Source organism: Paraburkholderia sediminicola (assembly GCF_902859805.1).
In the GTDB taxonomy this organism is placed as follows: domain Bacteria; phylum Pseudomonadota; class Gammaproteobacteria; order Burkholderiales; family Burkholderiaceae; genus Paraburkholderia; species Paraburkholderia sediminicola.
Map to the genome: position 1 here is coordinate 204,454 of NZ_CADIKC010000010.1, position 16,709 is coordinate 221,162.

The window sequence follows — 16,709 nt, forward strand, 5'->3', positions numbered from 1 at the left end:
CGCGTTCCAGCATCACGAAGGACCTCATGAAACGTTCCGCACTTTCCCTCCACGCAACCCGCATGGCGGCGCTGGCGCTTGCCCTGGTAACGCTCGCCGGCTGTGACACGCTGAACGACTGGTTCGCCTCCGACCGCGTCAACTACAAGGGCGCGGGCAGCGCACCGCCGCTCGCCGTTCCGGGCGACCTGAGCACCGCGCCGACCGACGGGCGCTATGTCGCGCCGCCGGCCAACCTGGCGCTGGGCGGCGCGCAGCAACGCGCGGTCACGGCAGCGGGTAATTCCACCGAAGGCCAGCCGAGTGCGCAAGACCCGCTGGGCATGCACATTGAGCGTGACGGCGATCGTCGCTGGCTGGTAGTCGACGGCCGCACGCCTGAACAACTGTGGCCGCAGCTGCAGGAGTTCTGGCAGGAAAACGGCTTCGCGCTGAAAACCGATGCCCCGGCTACGGGCATCATGACTACCGACTGGGCCGAAAACCGCGCCAATATTCCGGACGACTGGTTCCGTCGAACGGTCGGCAAGGTGATCGACTTCGCTTATTCGTCGGGCACCCGCGACAGCTTCCGCACGCTCGTGTCGCGCGGGCCGGCTGAGACGACGGACATCTCGATCACGCATAGCGCGATGGAAGAAATGCTGACGGGTCAGGACAAGACGTCGTCGCGCTGGGAAGAGCGTCCGCGCGATCCGGCACTGGAAGCGCTGTTCCTGACCAAGCTGATGCAGAAGTTTGGCCTGACTGAGGCGCAATCGAAGCAACTCCTGACCGATGCCCGTTCGGCCACCGCGCCGGCCACGATCGACCAGAGCGCGGGCGCATCGACGCTCGATCTGCAGGAATCGTTCGACCGCGCATGGCTGCGCGTGGGTCTCGCGCTCGACCGCACCAACTTCACCGTCGACAACCGCGATCGCGCGAAAGGCATTTACTACGTGCGTTACGCGGATTCGATGCAGGAACTGAAGAAGGAAGGGCTCTTCGGCAAGCTGTTCTACAGCGGCAATTCGTCGAAGAAGCCGGGTCAGGAATTCCTCGTCAATGTGCGTTCGAAGGGCGACACCGTGACGCAGGTGGCGGTGCTGGACGCGAACGGGCAAGTGGATAACTCGTCCGACGCGCAGCGCATCGTGACGTTGCTGCACGCGCAACTGAACTAAGCAGGCTGTGCGCTTCGCCAGTCTCGGCAGCGGCAGTGAAGGCAATGCCTTGCTGGTGGAAGCGCAATGCGGCGCGACCACCACGCGCGTTCTGCTCGATTGCGGCTTTTCGGCCAAGGAAGTCGAGCGGCGTCTGACGCGGCTCGGCGCGGGCGTCGAAGGTCTCGACGCCATTCTGATTACACATGAACACAGCGACCACATTGGCAGCGCGCTGACGCTGGCGCGCAAATGGTCGATTCCGTTGTACATGAGCTGGGGCACCGCCCGCGCGGTGGGCGCCGACGAAGCCGACGTCGACCTGCAGGTGCTGTGGGGCGACGAAGCGGTGGCGATCGGCGACCTCAGCATCCTCCCTTACACCGTTCCTCACGACGCCCGCGAGCCGCTGCAGTACGTGCTCTCCAACGGCGCGAGCCGGCTTGGCGTGCTGACCGACGTCGGCACTTCCACGCCGCACATCAGCGCGGTGCTGAGCGGATGCGACGCGCTGGTGCTCGAATGCAATCACGATGTGCGGATGCTGGCGGGTAGCCGGTATCCCCAATCGCTGAAGGCGCGTATCGGCGGCAATCACGGGCATTTGAACAACGAAGCCGCGGCTGAAATCCTGGCCTCGCTCGACCGCTCGCGCTTGCGCCACCTGGTAGCTGCCCATCTGAGCCAGCAGAACAACACGCCGGAACTGGCGCAGGCCGCCATGGCAGGTGTGCTGGGCGCCGCGCCGACCGAAGTGGTCGTTGCTTCTCAGGATGAAGGTTTCGCCTGGCTGAGCTTGTGATCCGTCTCTGATTGCCTGGCGTCTGACATCGCCATGCTTGGCGCTTTGCCGCCGACATGCCGGCAGTGCAATGAAAAAAGCCCATGACGATTGCTCGTCATGGGCTTTTTTTCAAGGCCGGCGTTTCAGGCGCCGGGCCTTGCGTCAGTCTTAGTTGCGGTTGCCGCCGAAGATGCCGAGCAGCGCGAGCAGGTTGACGAACACGTTGTACAGATCCAGATAGATCGCGAGGGTAGCGGCGATGTAGTTCGTTTCACCGCCGTTCACGACGCGCTGGACGTCGAACAGCATGTAGGCCGAGAAGATCACGATGGCCAGCACCGACACCGTCAGCATCAACGCCGGCAGGTGCAGGAACACGTTCGCGACCGAAGCCAGCAGCAGCACGATGACGCCCATGAACAGCCACTTGCCGAGACCCGAGAAGTCACGCTTGCTGACCGTGGCGATCGTTGCCATGGAGGCGAAGATCACACCAGTGCCACCAAAGGCGAGCATGATCAGCGACGGGCCGTTCGAAAAACCGAGCACGAAGCTCAGGATGCGCGACAGCATCAGGCCCATGAAGAACGTGAAGCCGAGCAGCACGAACACGCCGATGGCGCTGTCTTTGGTTTTCTGGATGGCGAACATGAAACCGAAGGCGATCGCGAAGAACGCCAGCATGCTCATGCCGGGGCTGGTGGCGGCGAACAGCGAAAAGCCGGTTGCCACGCCCACCCATGCGCCGAGCACGGTCGGAATCATGGACAGCGCTAGCAGCCAGTAGGTGTTCCGTAGTACGCGGTTGCGTGTTTCGACCGTGCTGACTGCGCCATTGCGGCCAAAGCTATACGGATGATCGTTCATGGTCTCTCCTTACCTCAGAAGCGTGTTGCGTAATGGTTGTGCCGCGGGTTGCGCAGCGGGTGGTGCGTCAGGTAGTGCGGCGCCGGCCGGAATGCTTGCCGCCAGTCGCAGGGTGTTCATCCCTAAGATTGGCGCGGTGGCAGGGAGTTTCAATACCCGGAAAATGTCCACACGAACTACGCTACCAGTATTCAGAAACTCCTGCTTGGAGTCTTTCAATGCTGTAAGGGTTCAATCGCAATCATACACGGGAACATGCTACAATAGCGGATTCATTTGAATCTGTAACCTCTTAATTTTTTGGAGTTTTTATGGCGATCGAACGCACCCTGTCGATTATCAAGCCGGACGCAGTGGCCAAGAACGTGATCGGTCAGATCTACAGCCGTTTCGAAAACGCTGGCCTGAAGATCGTGGCTTCGCGCATGGTTCACCTGTCGCGCGCTGACGCAGAGAAGTTCTACGCTGTGCACGCCGCACGCCCGTTCTTCAAGGACCTGGTCGATTTCATGATCTCGGGCCCGGTGGTCGTGCAAGCGCTGGAAGGCGAAAACGCGATCCTGAAGCACCGCGACCTGATGGGCGCAACGGACCCGAAGAAGGCAGAAAAGGGCACGATCCGCGCTGACTTCGCTGACAGCATCGACGCTAACGCAGTGCACGGTTCGGACGCCGCTGAAACGGCTGCAGTTGAAATCGCGTTCTTCTTCCCGGAAGTGAACGTCTACTCGCGTTAAGCGGGTTTGGGCAGGTTTGAGCGCGTCTGAACGCGCTTGACCTGCAAGGCGCTATCCGCGCGATTCGTGCGCTGCCGTTGGATTTGTCGCACGAATCCGCACGAACAGCCCGGCAAAGTAGTAAGGTAAAGCAGCAGGAATGGGCGCGAACGGCATTGCGTTCATGCAGCTTGTTGCATGAACGTAGTCTCGCACTGAAATGGCAGGATTCGATATGACGAGCAGTCCCACCGTCAACCTTCTCGACCTCGACGCCCAAGGGCTTGTCGCTTACTGCGACAGCCTGGGCGAGAAGCCGTTTCGCGCCAAGCAATTGCAGCGCTGGATCCACCAGTACAACGCCGCCGACTTCGACGGCATGACCGATCTGGCGAAGTCCTTGCGCGAAAAGCTCAAAGGGCGCGCAACGATCACGATGCCCGGCATCGTCAGCGACAATATTTCGACCGACGGCACACGCAAGTGGCTGATCGACGTCGGCAACAGCAACGCGGTTGAAACCGTCTACATTCCCGAAGAAACGCGCGGCACGCTGTGCGTGTCGTCGCAGGCCGGGTGCGCGGTCAACTGCCGTTTCTGTTCGACCGGCAAACAGGGTTTCTCCCGCAATCTCACTACCGGCGAAATCATCGGCCAGCTGCGCATGGCCGAGTTCGCGCTGCGCGCGACGCGCGGCACGGATGGCGGGCGCGCCACGGGCGGTGACGGTAAAGGCGAGCGCGTCGTCACGAACGTGGTGATGATGGGTATGGGCGAGCCGCTGCTCAATTACGACGCGGTGGTGCCCGCCATGCGCCTGATGCTGGACGATAACGCATACGGCCTGTCGCGCCGTCGTGTCACGCTGTCCACCTCGGGCGTCGTGCCCATGATGGACCGGCTTGGCGCCGATCTGCCGGTGGCGCTCGCGGTATCGCTGCATGCGCCGAGCGACCCGCTGCGCGACATGCTGGTGCCGCTGAACAAGAAGTATCCGCTGCGCGAATTGATGGCGGCTTGCCAGCGCTATCTGAAAGTCGCGCCGCGCGATTTCATTACGTTCGAATATTGCATGCTCGACGGCGTGAACGACAGCGAAGCGCAAGCGCGCGAATTGCTGGCGGTTACGAGTGACGTGCCGTGCAAGTTCAACCTGATTCCGTTCAATCCGTTCCCTGAATCGGGCCTCATCCGCTCGAAGCCGGAACAGATCAAGCGGTTTGCACAAGTGTTGATGGACGCGGGCGTCGTCACAACAGTGCGTAAGACACGCGGCGATGATATCGACGCTGCCTGCGGTCAGTTGGCCGGTGCGGTGAAAGACCGCACGCGCCTCGCTGAGCGCACCGGGAAGGCAGCGAAGATTATCGAGGTGCGCGCCGTGTAATCGCGCGAGATAGTGGGGCGCGAGCGGTCGGAGGAAAGCGATCTGGGCGCACGGAAACCCTCCACTCGATCCGCGATTGAAAAGAAAGTTTGCAGAAGCGATCGGAAGCGGCACACAAGGCCGCGCATTTTGTTATAAACGGTCTGCGATTCGGGCGCGAGGCTTTGGCCCGTCCGGGTTGCACAAGTGAAAAAGAATCGACGCGAAAGGATTTGGGATGAGTGAGCCGCAGCACCCGCAGCCGCAGCCGCAGGACACAGACACAAACGAAGGCCATCCGGCGTCAGTCGCCCGGGCGGTGGTGCAGCCTGTTGTGCAGCCGGGCCCGGCGAGTTTTGATTCCCTGGCGGCCGTTGGCGCGCGCTTGACCCAATTGCGTGAATTGAAGGGCTGGACGATCGAAGACGTGTCGGCGCGCCTCAAGGTTTCCGTCACCAAGCTGCGTGCGCTCGAATCGGGCGACATCAGCCATTTGCCGGACACGACTTTCGCGCTCGGCGTGGTGCGCAGCTACGCGAAGATGCTCGGCGCCGATCCCACGCCGTTCACGCAGGCTTTGCGCCGCGAGAAGGGTGTGCCCGCGCCGGATCTGTCGATGCCGGCGTCGTCGGGCAAGGATTTGCCGCGCGGCCGCGTATCGCTGTCGCTCGGCGGCAGTGGGCAAAAGAGCCGCTCGTGGCTGTGGGGCGTCGCAGCGGTGATCGTCGCAGTGATCGCGCTCGGCATGTGGCATACCAATGGCGGTGATTCGTCGGCGTGGCTCGCACGATTGAAGGCGAGCGCTAACGGCGCCGCGGGTGGTGCGACCGGTGCATCGGGCGCGGTGGCGCAGGGTCAGCCGGCAGGTTCCGAGGCAACCGCGGAAGACGCGGCTTCTGCTCCGGAAACGCAGGCCGCGGCGGATAACGCAGCGTCGGCTACGCCGATGCCCGCGCCGCTGGCGACCGGTGAGGCGCCGTCTTCCGCTCCGGCGGTCACGGCAGCAGCAGTCGCGCCGAAGGCCGGTTCGCAGGTCCAGGCGGCGGCACAGGGCGCGAGCGCGCCGGTTGTCGCCGCGATAGGCGCATCGGCTGCAGCGGACACGGCGGCGCCTGCCGCGGGTGAGGCGATCATCGCGTTGCGCGTGACGCAAGACAGCTGGTTCAGCGTGCGTGGCAAGGACGGCAAGGAAGTGTTCTCCGGCCTTGTGCACGCAGGCGATACGAAGGAAGTGACGGGCGCGGCCCCTTTCAAGGTCACGGTCGGCAACAAGGCGGGTCTCGAGTCGCTTACGCTCGATGGTCAGCCAGTCGATCCGTCGAAGTATTCGGCAGCCAAGGGTAACGTTGCGCGCTTCGCGTTGCCTTGATAGATACGGTATGCGTCGCGGCCAACCGGTTCGCGGCGCTTTTTCAATTCAGGCGCTACGTCTTTTGTGTGGCGCATGCGGCGTAAATGGGTTTTTCGATGCAATCCGAAGATCAATCCCAATCCAGTAGCAAGATCGTTTCTAACGAGCCGGTGTTCGGCGGCCACGCAGCGCGGCGCAAGTCGCATGCGGTCGATGTCCGTTGGGGCGGCCAGCTCGTCACCATCGGCGGCGATGCGCCCGTGCGCGTCCAGTCGATGACCAACACCGACACCGCGGACGCGATCGGCACCGCGATCCAGATCAAGGAACTGGCGCAAGCCGGTTCGGAGCTGGTGCGTATCACGGTCAACACGCCGGAGGCGGCGGCGGCCGTGCCGGCGGTTCGCGAGCAGCTCGACCGCATGGGCGTGTCGGTGCCGCTGGTCGGCGATTTTCATTACAACGGCCATTTGCTGCTGCGCGATTACCCCGCGTGCGCGGAGTCGTTGTCGAAGTACCGGATCAACCCGGGCAATGTCGGCCACGGCGCGAAGCGCGACACGCAGTTCGCGCAGATGATCGAAGCGGCGGTGAAGTACGACAAGCCGGTGCGAATCGGTGTCAACTGGGGCAGCCTCGACCAGGACCTGCTCGCGAAGATGATGGACGAAAACGCCGCGCGTTCCACGCCGTGGGAAGCGCAGAGCGTGATGTACGAAGCGCTGATCCAGTCGGCGATCGGCTCGGCGGAGCGCGCGGTCGAAATCGGCCTGCCGCGTAACAAGATCATTCTGTCGTGCAAGGTCAGCGGCGTGCAGGACCTGATCGCGGTTTATCGTGAACTCGCGCGCCGTTGCGACTTCGCGCTGCATCTGGGTCTGACCGAAGCGGGCATGGGGTCGAAGGGCATTGTGGCGTCGACCGCTGCGTTGTCGGTGTTGCTGCAACAAGGTATCGGCGACACGATCCGTATCTCGCTGACGCCGGAGCCGGGTGGCCCGCGCACGGGTGAAGTGATCGTCGGTCAGGAAATTCTGCAGACCATGGGCCTGCGTTCGTTCACGCCAATGGTGATCGCGTGCCCGGGTTGCGGCCGTACCACCAGCACGCTGTTCCAGGAACTGGCGTCGCAAATCCAGACCTACCTGCGTACGCAGATGCCGGTATGGCGCGATCAATATCCTGGCGTCGAGAAGATGCACGTCGCGGTGATGGGCTGCATCGTCAACGGTCCGGGCGAATCGAAACAGGCGAATATCGGCATCAGCTTGCCGGGTTCGGGCGAAAATCCGGCCGCGCCGGTGTTCATCGACGGCGAGAAGGTCAAGACGCTGCGCGGCGAGAACATCGCGCAAGAATTCCAGCAAATCGTGAGTGACTACGTCGAGCGCCGCTATGGCCGCGCCGAAGCACTCAACTAAATACCGCCGATCGAAGACAGATGACTGAACAGAAGAAAAAGCTCGAAAAGTTGTCCGGTGTGAAGGGCATGAATGACATCCTTCCGCAGGACGCCGGGCTGTGGGAATTTTTTGAAGCGACCGTCAAGTCGATGTTGCGCTCGTACGGATACCAGAATATCCGTACGCCGATCATCGAGCACACGCAGTTGTTCAAGCGCGGTATCGGTGAGGTGACCGATATCGTCGAGAAAGAGATGTACAGCTTTACCGACGCATTGAACGGCGAAAATCTGACGATGCGCCCGGAAAATACGGCGGCTGTGGTGCGCGCGACGATCGAGCACAACATGCTGTACGACGGTCCGAAGCGCCTGTGGTACATCGGCCCGATGTTCCGTCACGAGCGTCCGCAGCGCGGCCGTTATCGCCAGTTCCATCAGGTCGGTGTCGAAGCGCTGGGCTTTGCCGGTCCGGATGCCGACGCTGAAATCATCATGATGTGCCAGCGTCTGTGGGACGACCTCGGCTTGATGGGCATCAAGCTCGAGCTCAATTCGCTGGGTCTCGTCGAAGAGCGCGCGGCACATCGCGTCGAGTTGATCGCGTACCTCGAAAAGCACATGGACGTGCTCGACGAAGAGGCGAAGCGCCGTCTGTACACGAACCCGCTGCGCGTGCTCGACACGAAGAATCCGGCCATGCAGGAAGTCGCGCAGAACGCGCCCAAGCTGATCGATTTTCTCGGCGAAGAATCACGCGCGCACTTCGAAGGCCTGCAGCGCATTCTGAAGGCGAACAACATTCCGTTCACGATCAATCCGCGTCTTGTGCGCGGTCTCGATTATTACAATCTGACCGTGTTCGAATGGGTGACCGACAAGCTTGGTGCGCAAGGCACGGTCGCGGCCGGCGGTCGTTATGATCCGCTGATCGAACAGCTTGGCGGCAAGCCGACGGGCGCGTGCGGCTGGGCCATGGGCGTCGAGCGTATCCTCGAGTTGCTGAAAGAAGAGCAGCTCGTGCCGGAAGACGAGGGCTGCGACGTATACGTGGTCCATCAGGGCGACGCGGCGCGCGAACAGGCCTTTATCATCGCCGAGCGTTTGCGCGACACAGGTCTGAACGTGATCCTGCATTGCAGCGCGGACGGTCAGACGGCGAGCTTCAAGTCGCAAATGAAGCGTGCTGACGCGAGTGGTGCGGCATTCGCCGTGGTCCTCGGCGAAGACGAGATTGCGAACGGCACGGTCGGCGTCAAACCGCTTCGTGATACAAGTTCCAACGGCGGTAAAAACGAGCAACATAACGTGCCCGCCGAAGACTTGACCGAATTTCTAATCAATGCGATGGTTGCAACCGCCGAAGACGGCGACGACTGATCGCGATGTCGTCGAGCCGGTTGGGTGCCAATCAGGCTCGACACGCACACGTATCAAGAAAGAGGAAATCGCCGGGCGATGAGTTACCACGACGAACAAGAATCGATTGAAAGTCTGAAGGCATGGTGGACGCAGTGGGGCAATGCAACCACATGGATCGTGCTGGTGGCCCTGGTTGCTGCCGCCAGCTGGAACGGCTGGAATTTCTGGCAACGGCGCCAGGCCGCGGAAGCCGCAGTGCTGTATGACCAGGTGCAGCAAGCCGTTGCGTCGGGCGACAAGGCGAAGATCACGCGCGTTGCCACCGATATGGAAGACAAGTTCAGCCGCACCGCGTATGCGCAAATGACCGCGCTGGGCGCTGCCAAGGCGCTCTACGCCGCGGGTGACGAAGCTGCCGCGAAGGCCCAGTTGCAATGGACCATCGATCACGCAAAAGACGACGAGTTCAAGCAGATTGCCAAGCTCCGGCTGGCTTCGCTGCTGCTCGACGACAAGGCTTACGACCAGGGTCTCGCACTGCTCGCCGAACCGCAGTCCGACGCGTTCAAGGGCATTGTGGCGGACGGCCGCGGTGATCTGCTCGCCGCCCAAGGCAAGCGTGACGATGCGCGCGCGGCCTACAAGCTTGCCCTCGACTCGCTGTCGAAAAACGATAGCTCGGCTCGCCAGTTGATTCAGTTCAAGCTGGACGCGCTGGGCGGCTAATCGCCGCATGCAGCGCGCCGCATGACACGACCAACCGGTCTCCTTTAACTCATTTCCTGAATGCTTCGTCCACCGATGAATCTGCTGAAACGTTACGCTGTGCCCGTTGCCTGTGCGATGACCGTCCTCACCATGGCGGCTTGCTCATCCACGAAAGACGAGCGCCGCGAGCCCACGCCGCTCACCGAGTTCAAACCCGTGCTCGACGTGCAGCAGGCGTGGAAGACGAGCGTCGGCAAGGCGGGTCGTTACCTGTTCTCGCCGGTCGCGGTCGGCAACGCGGTGTACGCGGCGGGCGCGAACGGCTCTGTCGCGAAGATCGACGCGCAAACCGGCAAGGACATCTGGCGCGTCAAGCTGCGTGACGATCTGTCGGCCGGTGTCGGCAGCGACGGCACGCTCACGGCGGTCGGCGGCCTGAAGGGCGATGTCTACGTCCTCGGCGCGGACGGCAAACAATTGTGGACCGCCAAAGCGCCTGGCGAAATCATCTCGCCGCCGCTGGTTGGCAACGGTCTCGTGGTGGTGCGCACGGTCGACGGTCAGATCGTCGCGTTCAACGCGCAAACTGGCGAGCAGAAGTGGAATTATCGCAACCGCGCGGTGCCGCTCAACCTGCGCGTTTCCTCGGGCATGACGTTCGCGGGCGACGCGGCGGTGCTGGCCGGCTTCCCGGGCGGCGCGTTCGCCGCGATCAACCTGCAGACCGGCGACAACTACTGGCAGACCCCGGTGTCGTATCCGAAGGGCGTGACGGAAGTGGAGCGCATCAATGACGTGACAGGGCCGCCCACGCTGCTCGGTTCGGAAACCTGCGCAGTGACGTTCCAGGGCCAGATTGGCTGCTTCGATGCGAACTCGGGCCGCGCGGTGTGGGAAAAGGCGTTTTCGAGCACGAGCGGTCTCGCGCAGGATGACCGCGCTGTGGTGGCGGCCGACGACTGGTCGGTGGTGTCGGCATTCGACGTCAGCAACGGCGCCACGCTCTGGAAGAACGACAAGCTCAAGAATCGCGAACTCAGCGTCCCGTTCATTCTGGGTCATGCCGCCGTGCTGGGCGACTATCAAGGCTACGTGCACTTCCTGTCGCGCGACGACGGCACGCTCGTGGCCCGTGTGAAGACCGACGGCAGCCCGATTACCGCAGCGCCGGTGCTGGCCGGCGAAACGTTGGTCGTGCTGACGCACGACGGCGATCTGTACGGCTACCGCCCGCGCTGATCGCGCAGGGTCGTCAAGCGTGCAGGCCGGCTTCGCCGGCCGCACGCGTTTTTGTTGTATAGCTGGGCAACTAGAAATATTCCGCCGGACTGGCTGGTCCGGCAAGTCGGATCAGAAACGGCCCATGTGGCCATCGGTGGCTGCTTGCGGCGCCACCTTCGACGGCATCCTGGTCGATACAGCAGAAAATCGTATCGAACCGGTCTGAGCCGTTGAGCAAGAAAGACTGAAGCCGGCGGCCCATTGGCGCCGCCCCATACAGCCAAACCCCCGTCCGCCCGGGTGCGCATATTGACAGCACATCCGGGGCTGGCCGAATTCGTGATAATTTTCGTCAAAGGCTGCCGTGTAGCGGCCACATGGCGTCGCTACGCGGACCGTCGATTTCGATCCCGCGTTTCACCGTGAACAACATCTGATGAAACCCGTTATTGCCCTGGTTGGGCGCCCCAATGTGGGGAAATCCACGCTATTCAACCGTCTCACGCGCACGCGTGATGCGCTGGTTGCCGACCTGCCCGGTCTCACCCGCGATCGCCATTATGGCGAGGGGCGCGCCGGCGACCGGCCTTATCTGGTCGTCGATACTGGCGGCTTCGAGCCGGTCGCGAAAGACGGCATTCTGCACGAGATGGCGCGTCAAACCCGCCAGGCGGTCGAGGAATCGGACGTCGTCGTGTTCATCGTCGACGGCCGCAACGGTCTCGCGCCGCAGGACAAGACGATTGCCGACTACCTGCGCAAGACCGGCCGGCCGATCTTCCTCGTCGTCAACAAGGCGGAGGGGATGAAGTACACCACGGTGGCCGCCGACTTCTACGAACTCGGTCTCGGCGACCCGCGCGCCATTTCCGCCGCGCACGGTGACGGCGTCACCGAAATGATCAACGAGGCGCTGGGTGTCGCGTACGCCGGGCAGCCGGAAGAAAGCGACGAGGAAAAACAGGCGCACGGCGTGAAGATCGCGATCGTCGGCCGGCCGAACGTCGGCAAGTCGACCTTGATCAATGCGCTGGTGGGCGAAGAGCGCGTGATCGCGTTCGACATGCCGGGCACCACGCGCGATTCGATTTACGTCGATTTCGAGCGTCAAGGCAAGCCGTACACGCTGATCGACACGGCTGGTTTGCGCCGCCGCGGCAAGGTGTTCGAAGCGATCGAGAAGTTCTCGGTGGTGAAGACGCTGCAGTCGATTTCGGACGCGAACGTCGTGATCCTGCTGCTTGACGCGCAACAGGATATTTCCGAACAGGACGCGCACATTGCCGGTTTCGTGGTGGAGCAGGGCCGCGCGCTGGTGGTGGGCGTGAACAAATGGGACGGGCTCGATTCGCATGTGCGCGAGCGCACTAAGGCCGACATCGAGCGCAAACTAAAATTTCTCGACTTCGCCAAATTCCACTTCATTTCCGCCGCGGAAAAAACCGGAATCGGCCCGCTGATGCGCTCGGTCGACGACGCCTACGCCGCCGCCATGGCCAAGCTGCCGACGCCGAAGTTGACGCGCGCGCTGATCGAGGCAGTGGAATTCCAGCAGCCGCGCCGACGCGGTCCGGTGCGCCCGAAACTGCGTTACGCGCACCAGGGCGGACAGAATCCGCCGATCATCGTGATTCACGGCAATGCGCTCGATGCGATCACCGAAACGTACAAACGCTACCTCGAAAACCGCTTCCGGGAAACTTTCAAGCTGACTGGGACTCCATTGCGCATAGAGTTCAGATCGTCGACGAACCCTTACGCGGATAAAGGCTAAATCCAGGCTGAAACCCGCGTGTGTGTTGGGTTTGGCCGCAAGGCCGGCCCGCTCGCGCAAAAATGAAAATCGGCTATAGTGTAGCGGTTGACGGCGGATCTCTTTTTCTTCGTCGTCAATTCAGTCAACCTGCAAAAAAATACGGAGTTTGCTATGAGCAACAAAGGGCAATTGTTACAAGACCCGTTTTTGAACGCACTGCGTAAAGAGCACGTGCCGGTGTCGATCTATTTGGTCAACGGCATCAAGCTTCAAGGGAACATCGAATCGTTCGACCAGTACGTCGTGTTGCTCCGGAATACGGTCACCCAGATGGTCTACAAGCACGCAATTTCTACGGTCGTGCCTGCCCGTCCGGTGAATTTCCACCCGGATTCCGAACAGTCCTAATCCCCGTCCGCGGCCGGCGTAGCGTCGCCCGTTGGCGATTACTCCCGGCCGCCTTATTTTGATACCCTCCAATTTGATCAATGCAGCGCTTGTCGGCATCGACTTCGGTAAGATCGATTTCGAAGCCAGTCTGGAAGAACTCAGCCTGCTCGCGCAAAGCGCGGGCGCGAATCCCTTAGTCACCCTCACGGGGCGCCGGTCCAGTCCCGATGCCAAGATGTTCGTCGGCAGCGGCAAGGCCGAAGAATTGCGTCTTGCCTGTGAGGCGAACGACATCGAACTCGTCATTTTCAATCACGCTCTGGCGCCTGCGCAGCAGCGCAATCTGGAGCAGGCGCTTAACCGCCGCGTGATTGATCGCACCAGCCTCATCCTCGATATTTTTGCGCAACGCGCCCGCAGCCATGAAGGCAAGCTGCAGGTGGAGCTCGCGCAATTGCAGTATCTATCCACGCGGCTAATCCGCGCATGGACCCACCTTGAACGCCAGAAAGGCGGTATCGGTTTGCGCGGCCCTGGCGAAACGCAGCTCGAAACCGACCGCCGTTTGATCGGCGAGCGCATCAAGGCGCTCAAGACCCGCCTCGAAAAACTGCGCCGTCAGCACGGCACGCAGCGCCGCGCGCGCAGCCGCAATCAGACGATGTCGGTGTCGCTCGTCGGCTACACGAACGCGGGCAAATCCACGCTCTTCAATGCGCTGACGAAGGCTCAGGCGTACGCCGCCGATCAGCTGTTCGCCACGCTGGACACCACGTCCCGCCGCGTCTATCTGGGCGACGAAGCCGGCCAGGTGGTGGTATCCGACACGGTCGGTTTCATCCGCGAATTGCCTCACCAACTGGTGGCGGCTTTTCGCGCCACGCTTGAGGAAACGATTCACGCCGACCTGCTGCTGCATGTGGTCGACGCGTCGAGCGCTGTGCGTCTCGATCAGATCGATCAGGTGAACGAGGTGTTGCACGCAATTGGTGCGGATACGATCCGTCAGGTGCTGGTGTTCAACAAGATCGACGCCGTGCCGGAGTTGGCGGCCCGTGGCGACGCGGTCGAGCGGGATGAGTATGGTAATATTTCGCGCGTCTTTTTGAGCGCGCGCACGGGGCAAGGGCTGGATACATTGCGCGCTGCCATCGCTGAAATCGCTACTGCCGAACCTCTCTCCGAAACGCTGGTCGATCTGTCGGAAGAAGACCGGTCGGCAGCACCACGCGAGGACCGTAAGGTCTCAGAACTCGGGCACTGACCCGCTCCAATTGCACTGACCCGCTGTCTACTCTGGTGAACGAACACAGGTGAACGATTACAACGAGCGGAGTATCTGGCTGCGCATGCGCGCCATGCTTTCACTGAACGATCCGCGCTGGGGCCGGGGCGACGGCAATGGCGAACGCCAACGACCCAACGAACCCAAGCGGCCGCCGGCCAAGGACGCTGAAGGCCCGCCCGATCTCGACGAGATGTGGCGCGATTTCAACCGCCGTTTGAGCCGGGTGTTCGGTCGCAAGGGCGGTGGTGCGGGCGGTGGCCGTCCGGACAACGGTCGCGGCGCGCGCATTGGCGTGGGCATCGTGATCGGCGTGTTGATCGCGATCTACCTCGGCAGCGGCGTGTTCGTCGTGCAGGATGGCCAGGCCGGCGTCGTGATGCAGTTCGGCAAGTATCGCTACACCGCGGGGCAGGGCGTGCATTGGCGCCTGCCGTATCCGTTCGAAGCGCACGAGCTCGTCAACGTCGGCCAGATCCGCCAGGTGGAGATCGGCCGTAACAACGTGGTGCGTCTCGCCAACGTGAAGGACGCGTCGATGCTCACGCACGACGCCGATATCGTCGACGTGCGCTTTGCCGTGCAGTACCAGGTGAGCAAGCCGACCGATTATCTCTTCCGCAGCGTCGATCCCGATCAGAGCGTGATGCAGGCCGCGCAGGCGGCGGTGCGCAGCATCGTCGGTGCGCGCAGCACCAGTGACATCCTCTATCAGGATCGCGAAACAATTCGCCAGCAACTGATGGCGTCGATTCAGCAATCCCTGGATGAATACCAGTCCGGCCTCGCCGTGACCGGCGTGACGATCCAGGGTGTGCAGGTGCCCGATCAGGTGCAGGCCGCTTTCGACGATGCCGCCAAAGTGCGCCAGGACAACGAACGCGCCAAACGCGACGCGCAGGCCTATGCCGCTGAGCTGCTGCCGCGCGCGCAAGCGGATGTGGCGCATCAGGTCGACGAAGCGAAAACGTATAGCGACAAGACGGTGACCCAGGCGCAAGGCGATGCCGAGCGCTTCAAGCAGGTCTACGCGCAGTACTCGAAAGCGCCCGCTGTGATTCGCGAGCGCATGTACCTGGAAACCATGCAGCAGATCTATTCGAATACGACCAAGGTGTTTGTGGACAGCAAGAGCGGCAACAACGTGTTGTATCTGCCGCTCGACAAGCTGGTCGAGCAGACTCGCCAGCGCGTAGCCGACGCTGCTGCAGCCGCTTCCGGCGCTGCCGTTACGTCGGGCGCCGCAGCGCCGCAAGCCGCGAGCAGCGCTGCCGCACCGGCCGCGGCTACTGCAGCCGCTTCCGCTCCCGCCGCTGTTGCGACGCCTGCCAGCCAGGCCGCCGCCAGCAGCGACGCACTGCGTTCACGCGACTCCTTCCGCAGCCGTATGCGCGAAGACGACGTTCAATAAGGAGCGCACATCATGAACAAGATCATTGCGCTCGTCGTTGCCGTCGTCATCGTGCTGTTTGCCGCATCGTCGATGGTATTCGTGGTCGACCAGCGGCATATGGCTGTGCTGTCCTCGCATGGCGACACCGCGCCCGAATTGCTCGGCCCGGGTCTGCACGTGAAACTGCCGCCGCCGTTGCAAACCGTCACGCTTGTCGATAACCGCATTCAGTCGCTCGACGCGCCGGATGAAGACCGTTATGTCACGTCGGACAAAACCGACCTGCTGGCCAACCCGGTCATCAAATACCGCGTAACCGATCCGCTGAAGCTGCTCGCCGAAACCCGCGGCGATGTGCAAAGTCTGGCTGATCGCCTGGCGCTGCTGTCGCGCAGCGCACTCGGCGACGCGTTCGCCAAGGTCACGCTGACCGATGCGCTGGCGAAGCAACAAGCCGTCGCGGATGAAGCCCGCGGCACGATGAGCAAAGCCGCTGCATCGCTGGGCGTGTCGGTGCTCGACGTGCAACTGACGCGCGTCGATTTTCCCGCGGCGATGGCCGACTCGGTCTACAAGCGGATGATCGCCGCACGCGAGCAGGCTGCTGCAGACGAACGTGCGAAGGGCACAGCCGAAGCCGACCAGATCAAGGCGGATGCCGTCAGCCAGCAGCAGGCGATTCTCGCGGACGGCTATCGTCAGGCGCAGACCATCAAGGGCGAGGGCGATGCCAAGGCAGCGGAAATCGCGGCTGAGGCATATGGCAGCGACCCGCAGTTCTACCAGTTTTATCAAAGCATGCAGGCGTACAAGAACACCTTCAAACCGGGCGACGTGATCGTGGTCGACCCGAGCAGCGAGTTCTTCCGCTTCATGCGTAGCCCGACCGGTGGCGCCGCCCCGGACGCTCCCGCGGCACCGCGCAAACACTGATAACCGGAAGGCCGCGGCATCCGCATCGCG

At 62.4% G+C, this 16,709-nt stretch carries 15 protein-coding genes; 14 read left to right on the top strand and 1 reads right to left on the bottom strand.

Annotation, left to right across the window (positions count from 1 at the left end; all coding sequences use genetic code 11):
• The first annotated feature begins 26 nt into the window (after positions 1-26).
• Together bamC and R8871_RS29885 are read left to right on the top strand one after the other, a co-directional pair.
• The gene (bamC, locus tag R8871_RS29880; RefSeq protein WP_175053687.1) at positions 27-1,166 is read left to right on the top strand and encodes an outer membrane protein assembly factor BamC; all 1,140 of its coding nucleotides are present in this window, start codon (positions 27-29) and stop codon (positions 1,164-1,166) included.
• A 7-nt stretch (positions 1,167-1,173) separates the two neighbouring features.
• Entirely contained in the window at positions 1,174-1,947 is a 774-nt protein-coding gene (locus R8871_RS29885) for an MBL fold metallo-hydrolase (protein ID WP_175053688.1), read from the top strand.
• 150 nt (positions 1,948-2,097) lie between these two features.
• On the opposite strand, the gene R8871_RS29890 is transcribed toward R8871_RS29885, so the two are convergent.
• A complete protein-coding gene (locus R8871_RS29890; protein WP_175053689.1) occupies positions 2,098-2,796 on the bottom strand; it encodes a Bax inhibitor-1/YccA family protein in 699 nt (232 codons plus the stop codon).
• Between the two features lie 311 nt (positions 2,797-3,107).
• Between R8871_RS29890 and ndk the strand changes: the two genes are divergently transcribed.
• The 12 genes from ndk (at position 3,108) to hflC (ending at position 16,679) form a co-directional block, all read left to right on the top strand.
• Positions 3,108-3,533, top strand: a complete 426-nt coding sequence (ndk, locus tag R8871_RS29895) for a nucleoside-diphosphate kinase (protein WP_172315650.1) — start codon at positions 3,108-3,110, stop codon at positions 3,531-3,533.
• Between the two features lie 214 nt (positions 3,534-3,747).
• Entirely contained in the window at positions 3,748-4,899 is a 1,152-nt protein-coding gene (rlmN, locus tag R8871_RS29900) for a 23S rRNA (adenine(2503)-C(2))-methyltransferase RlmN (RefSeq protein WP_175053690.1), read from the top strand.
• A 217-nt stretch (positions 4,900-5,116) separates the two neighbouring features.
• The gene (locus R8871_RS29905; protein WP_175053691.1) at positions 5,117-6,247 is read left to right on the top strand and encodes a helix-turn-helix domain-containing protein; all 1,131 of its coding nucleotides are present in this window, start codon (positions 5,117-5,119) and stop codon (positions 6,245-6,247) included.
• Between the two features lie 86 nt (positions 6,248-6,333).
• Positions 6,334-7,650: a flavodoxin-dependent (E)-4-hydroxy-3-methylbut-2-enyl-diphosphate synthase gene (gene ispG / locus R8871_RS29910; protein ID WP_175053692.1), complete on the top strand. Its 1,317-nt coding sequence runs from the start codon at positions 6,334-6,336 to the stop codon at positions 7,648-7,650.
• A 20-nt stretch (positions 7,651-7,670) separates the two neighbouring features.
• Positions 7,671-9,011 carry a histidine--tRNA ligase gene (gene hisS / locus R8871_RS29915; RefSeq protein WP_175053693.1) on the top strand — a complete coding sequence of 447 codons (1,341 nt, stop codon included), beginning with the start codon at positions 7,671-7,673 and terminating at the stop codon, positions 9,009-9,011.
• A 78-nt stretch (positions 9,012-9,089) separates the two neighbouring features.
• Positions 9,090-9,719, top strand: a complete 630-nt coding sequence (locus tag R8871_RS29920; protein ID WP_154565141.1) for a YfgM family protein — start codon at positions 9,090-9,092, stop codon at positions 9,717-9,719.
• Positions 9,720-9,794: 75 nt separating this feature from the next.
• Positions 9,795-10,940, top strand: coding sequence for an outer membrane protein assembly factor BamB (gene bamB / locus R8871_RS29925; RefSeq protein WP_175053694.1), 1,146 nt, complete (start codon positions 9,795-9,797; stop codon positions 10,938-10,940).
• 418 nt (positions 10,941-11,358) lie between these two features.
• Positions 11,359-12,696 carry a ribosome biogenesis GTPase Der gene (der, locus tag R8871_RS29930; protein ID WP_175053695.1) on the top strand — a complete coding sequence of 446 codons (1,338 nt, stop codon included), beginning with the start codon at positions 11,359-11,361 and terminating at the stop codon, positions 12,694-12,696.
• 153 nt (positions 12,697-12,849) lie between these two features.
• Complete coding sequence (hfq, locus tag R8871_RS29935; RefSeq protein WP_006051315.1) at positions 12,850-13,086, top strand: RNA chaperone Hfq; 237 nt, start codon at positions 12,850-12,852, stop codon at positions 13,084-13,086.
• 58 nt (positions 13,087-13,144) lie between these two features.
• The gene (hflX, locus tag R8871_RS29940) at positions 13,145-14,332 is read left to right on the top strand and encodes a GTPase HflX (protein ID WP_128576780.1); all 1,188 of its coding nucleotides are present in this window, start codon (positions 13,145-13,147) and stop codon (positions 14,330-14,332) included.
• Between the two features lie 49 nt (positions 14,333-14,381).
• Positions 14,382-15,764, top strand: a complete 1,383-nt coding sequence (hflK, locus tag R8871_RS29945; RefSeq protein ID WP_175053696.1) for an FtsH protease activity modulator HflK — start codon at positions 14,382-14,384, stop codon at positions 15,762-15,764.
• 12 nt (positions 15,765-15,776) lie between these two features.
• Positions 15,777-16,679, top strand: coding sequence for a protease modulator HflC (gene hflC, locus R8871_RS29950; RefSeq protein ID WP_175053697.1), 903 nt, complete (start codon positions 15,777-15,779; stop codon positions 16,677-16,679).
• Positions 16,680-16,709 lie beyond the last annotated feature (30 nt).

Coding starts and splice junctions, on each gene's coding strand:
- hfq (WP_006051315.1), top strand. CDS start 12,850: ATGAGCAACAAAGGGCAATTGTTACAAGACCCGTTTTTGAACGCACTG.
- ndk (WP_172315650.1), top strand. CDS start 3,108: ATGGCGATCGAACGCACCCTGTCGATTATCAAGCCGGACGCAGTGGCC.
- hisS (WP_175053693.1), top strand. CDS start 7,671: ATGACTGAACAGAAGAAAAAGCTCGAAAAGTTGTCCGGTGTGAAGGGC.
- R8871_RS29905 (WP_175053691.1), top strand. CDS start 5,117: ATGAGTGAGCCGCAGCACCCGCAGCCGCAGCCGCAGGACACAGACACA.
- hflC (WP_175053697.1), top strand. CDS start 15,777: ATGAACAAGATCATTGCGCTCGTCGTTGCCGTCGTCATCGTGCTGTTT.
- bamC (WP_175053687.1), top strand. CDS start 27: ATGAAACGTTCCGCACTTTCCCTCCACGCAACCCGCATGGCGGCGCTG.
- rlmN (WP_175053690.1), top strand. CDS start 3,748: ATGACGAGCAGTCCCACCGTCAACCTTCTCGACCTCGACGCCCAAGGG.
- R8871_RS29920 (WP_154565141.1), top strand. CDS start 9,090: ATGAGTTACCACGACGAACAAGAATCGATTGAAAGTCTGAAGGCATGG.
- R8871_RS29890 (WP_175053689.1), bottom strand. CDS start 2,796: ATGAACGATCATCCGTATAGCTTTGGCCGCAATGGCGCAGTCAGCACG.
- ispG (WP_175053692.1), top strand. CDS start 6,334: ATGGGTTTTTCGATGCAATCCGAAGATCAATCCCAATCCAGTAGCAAG.
- bamB (WP_175053694.1), top strand. CDS start 9,795: ATGAATCTGCTGAAACGTTACGCTGTGCCCGTTGCCTGTGCGATGACC.
- der (WP_175053695.1), top strand. CDS start 11,359: ATGAAACCCGTTATTGCCCTGGTTGGGCGCCCCAATGTGGGGAAATCC.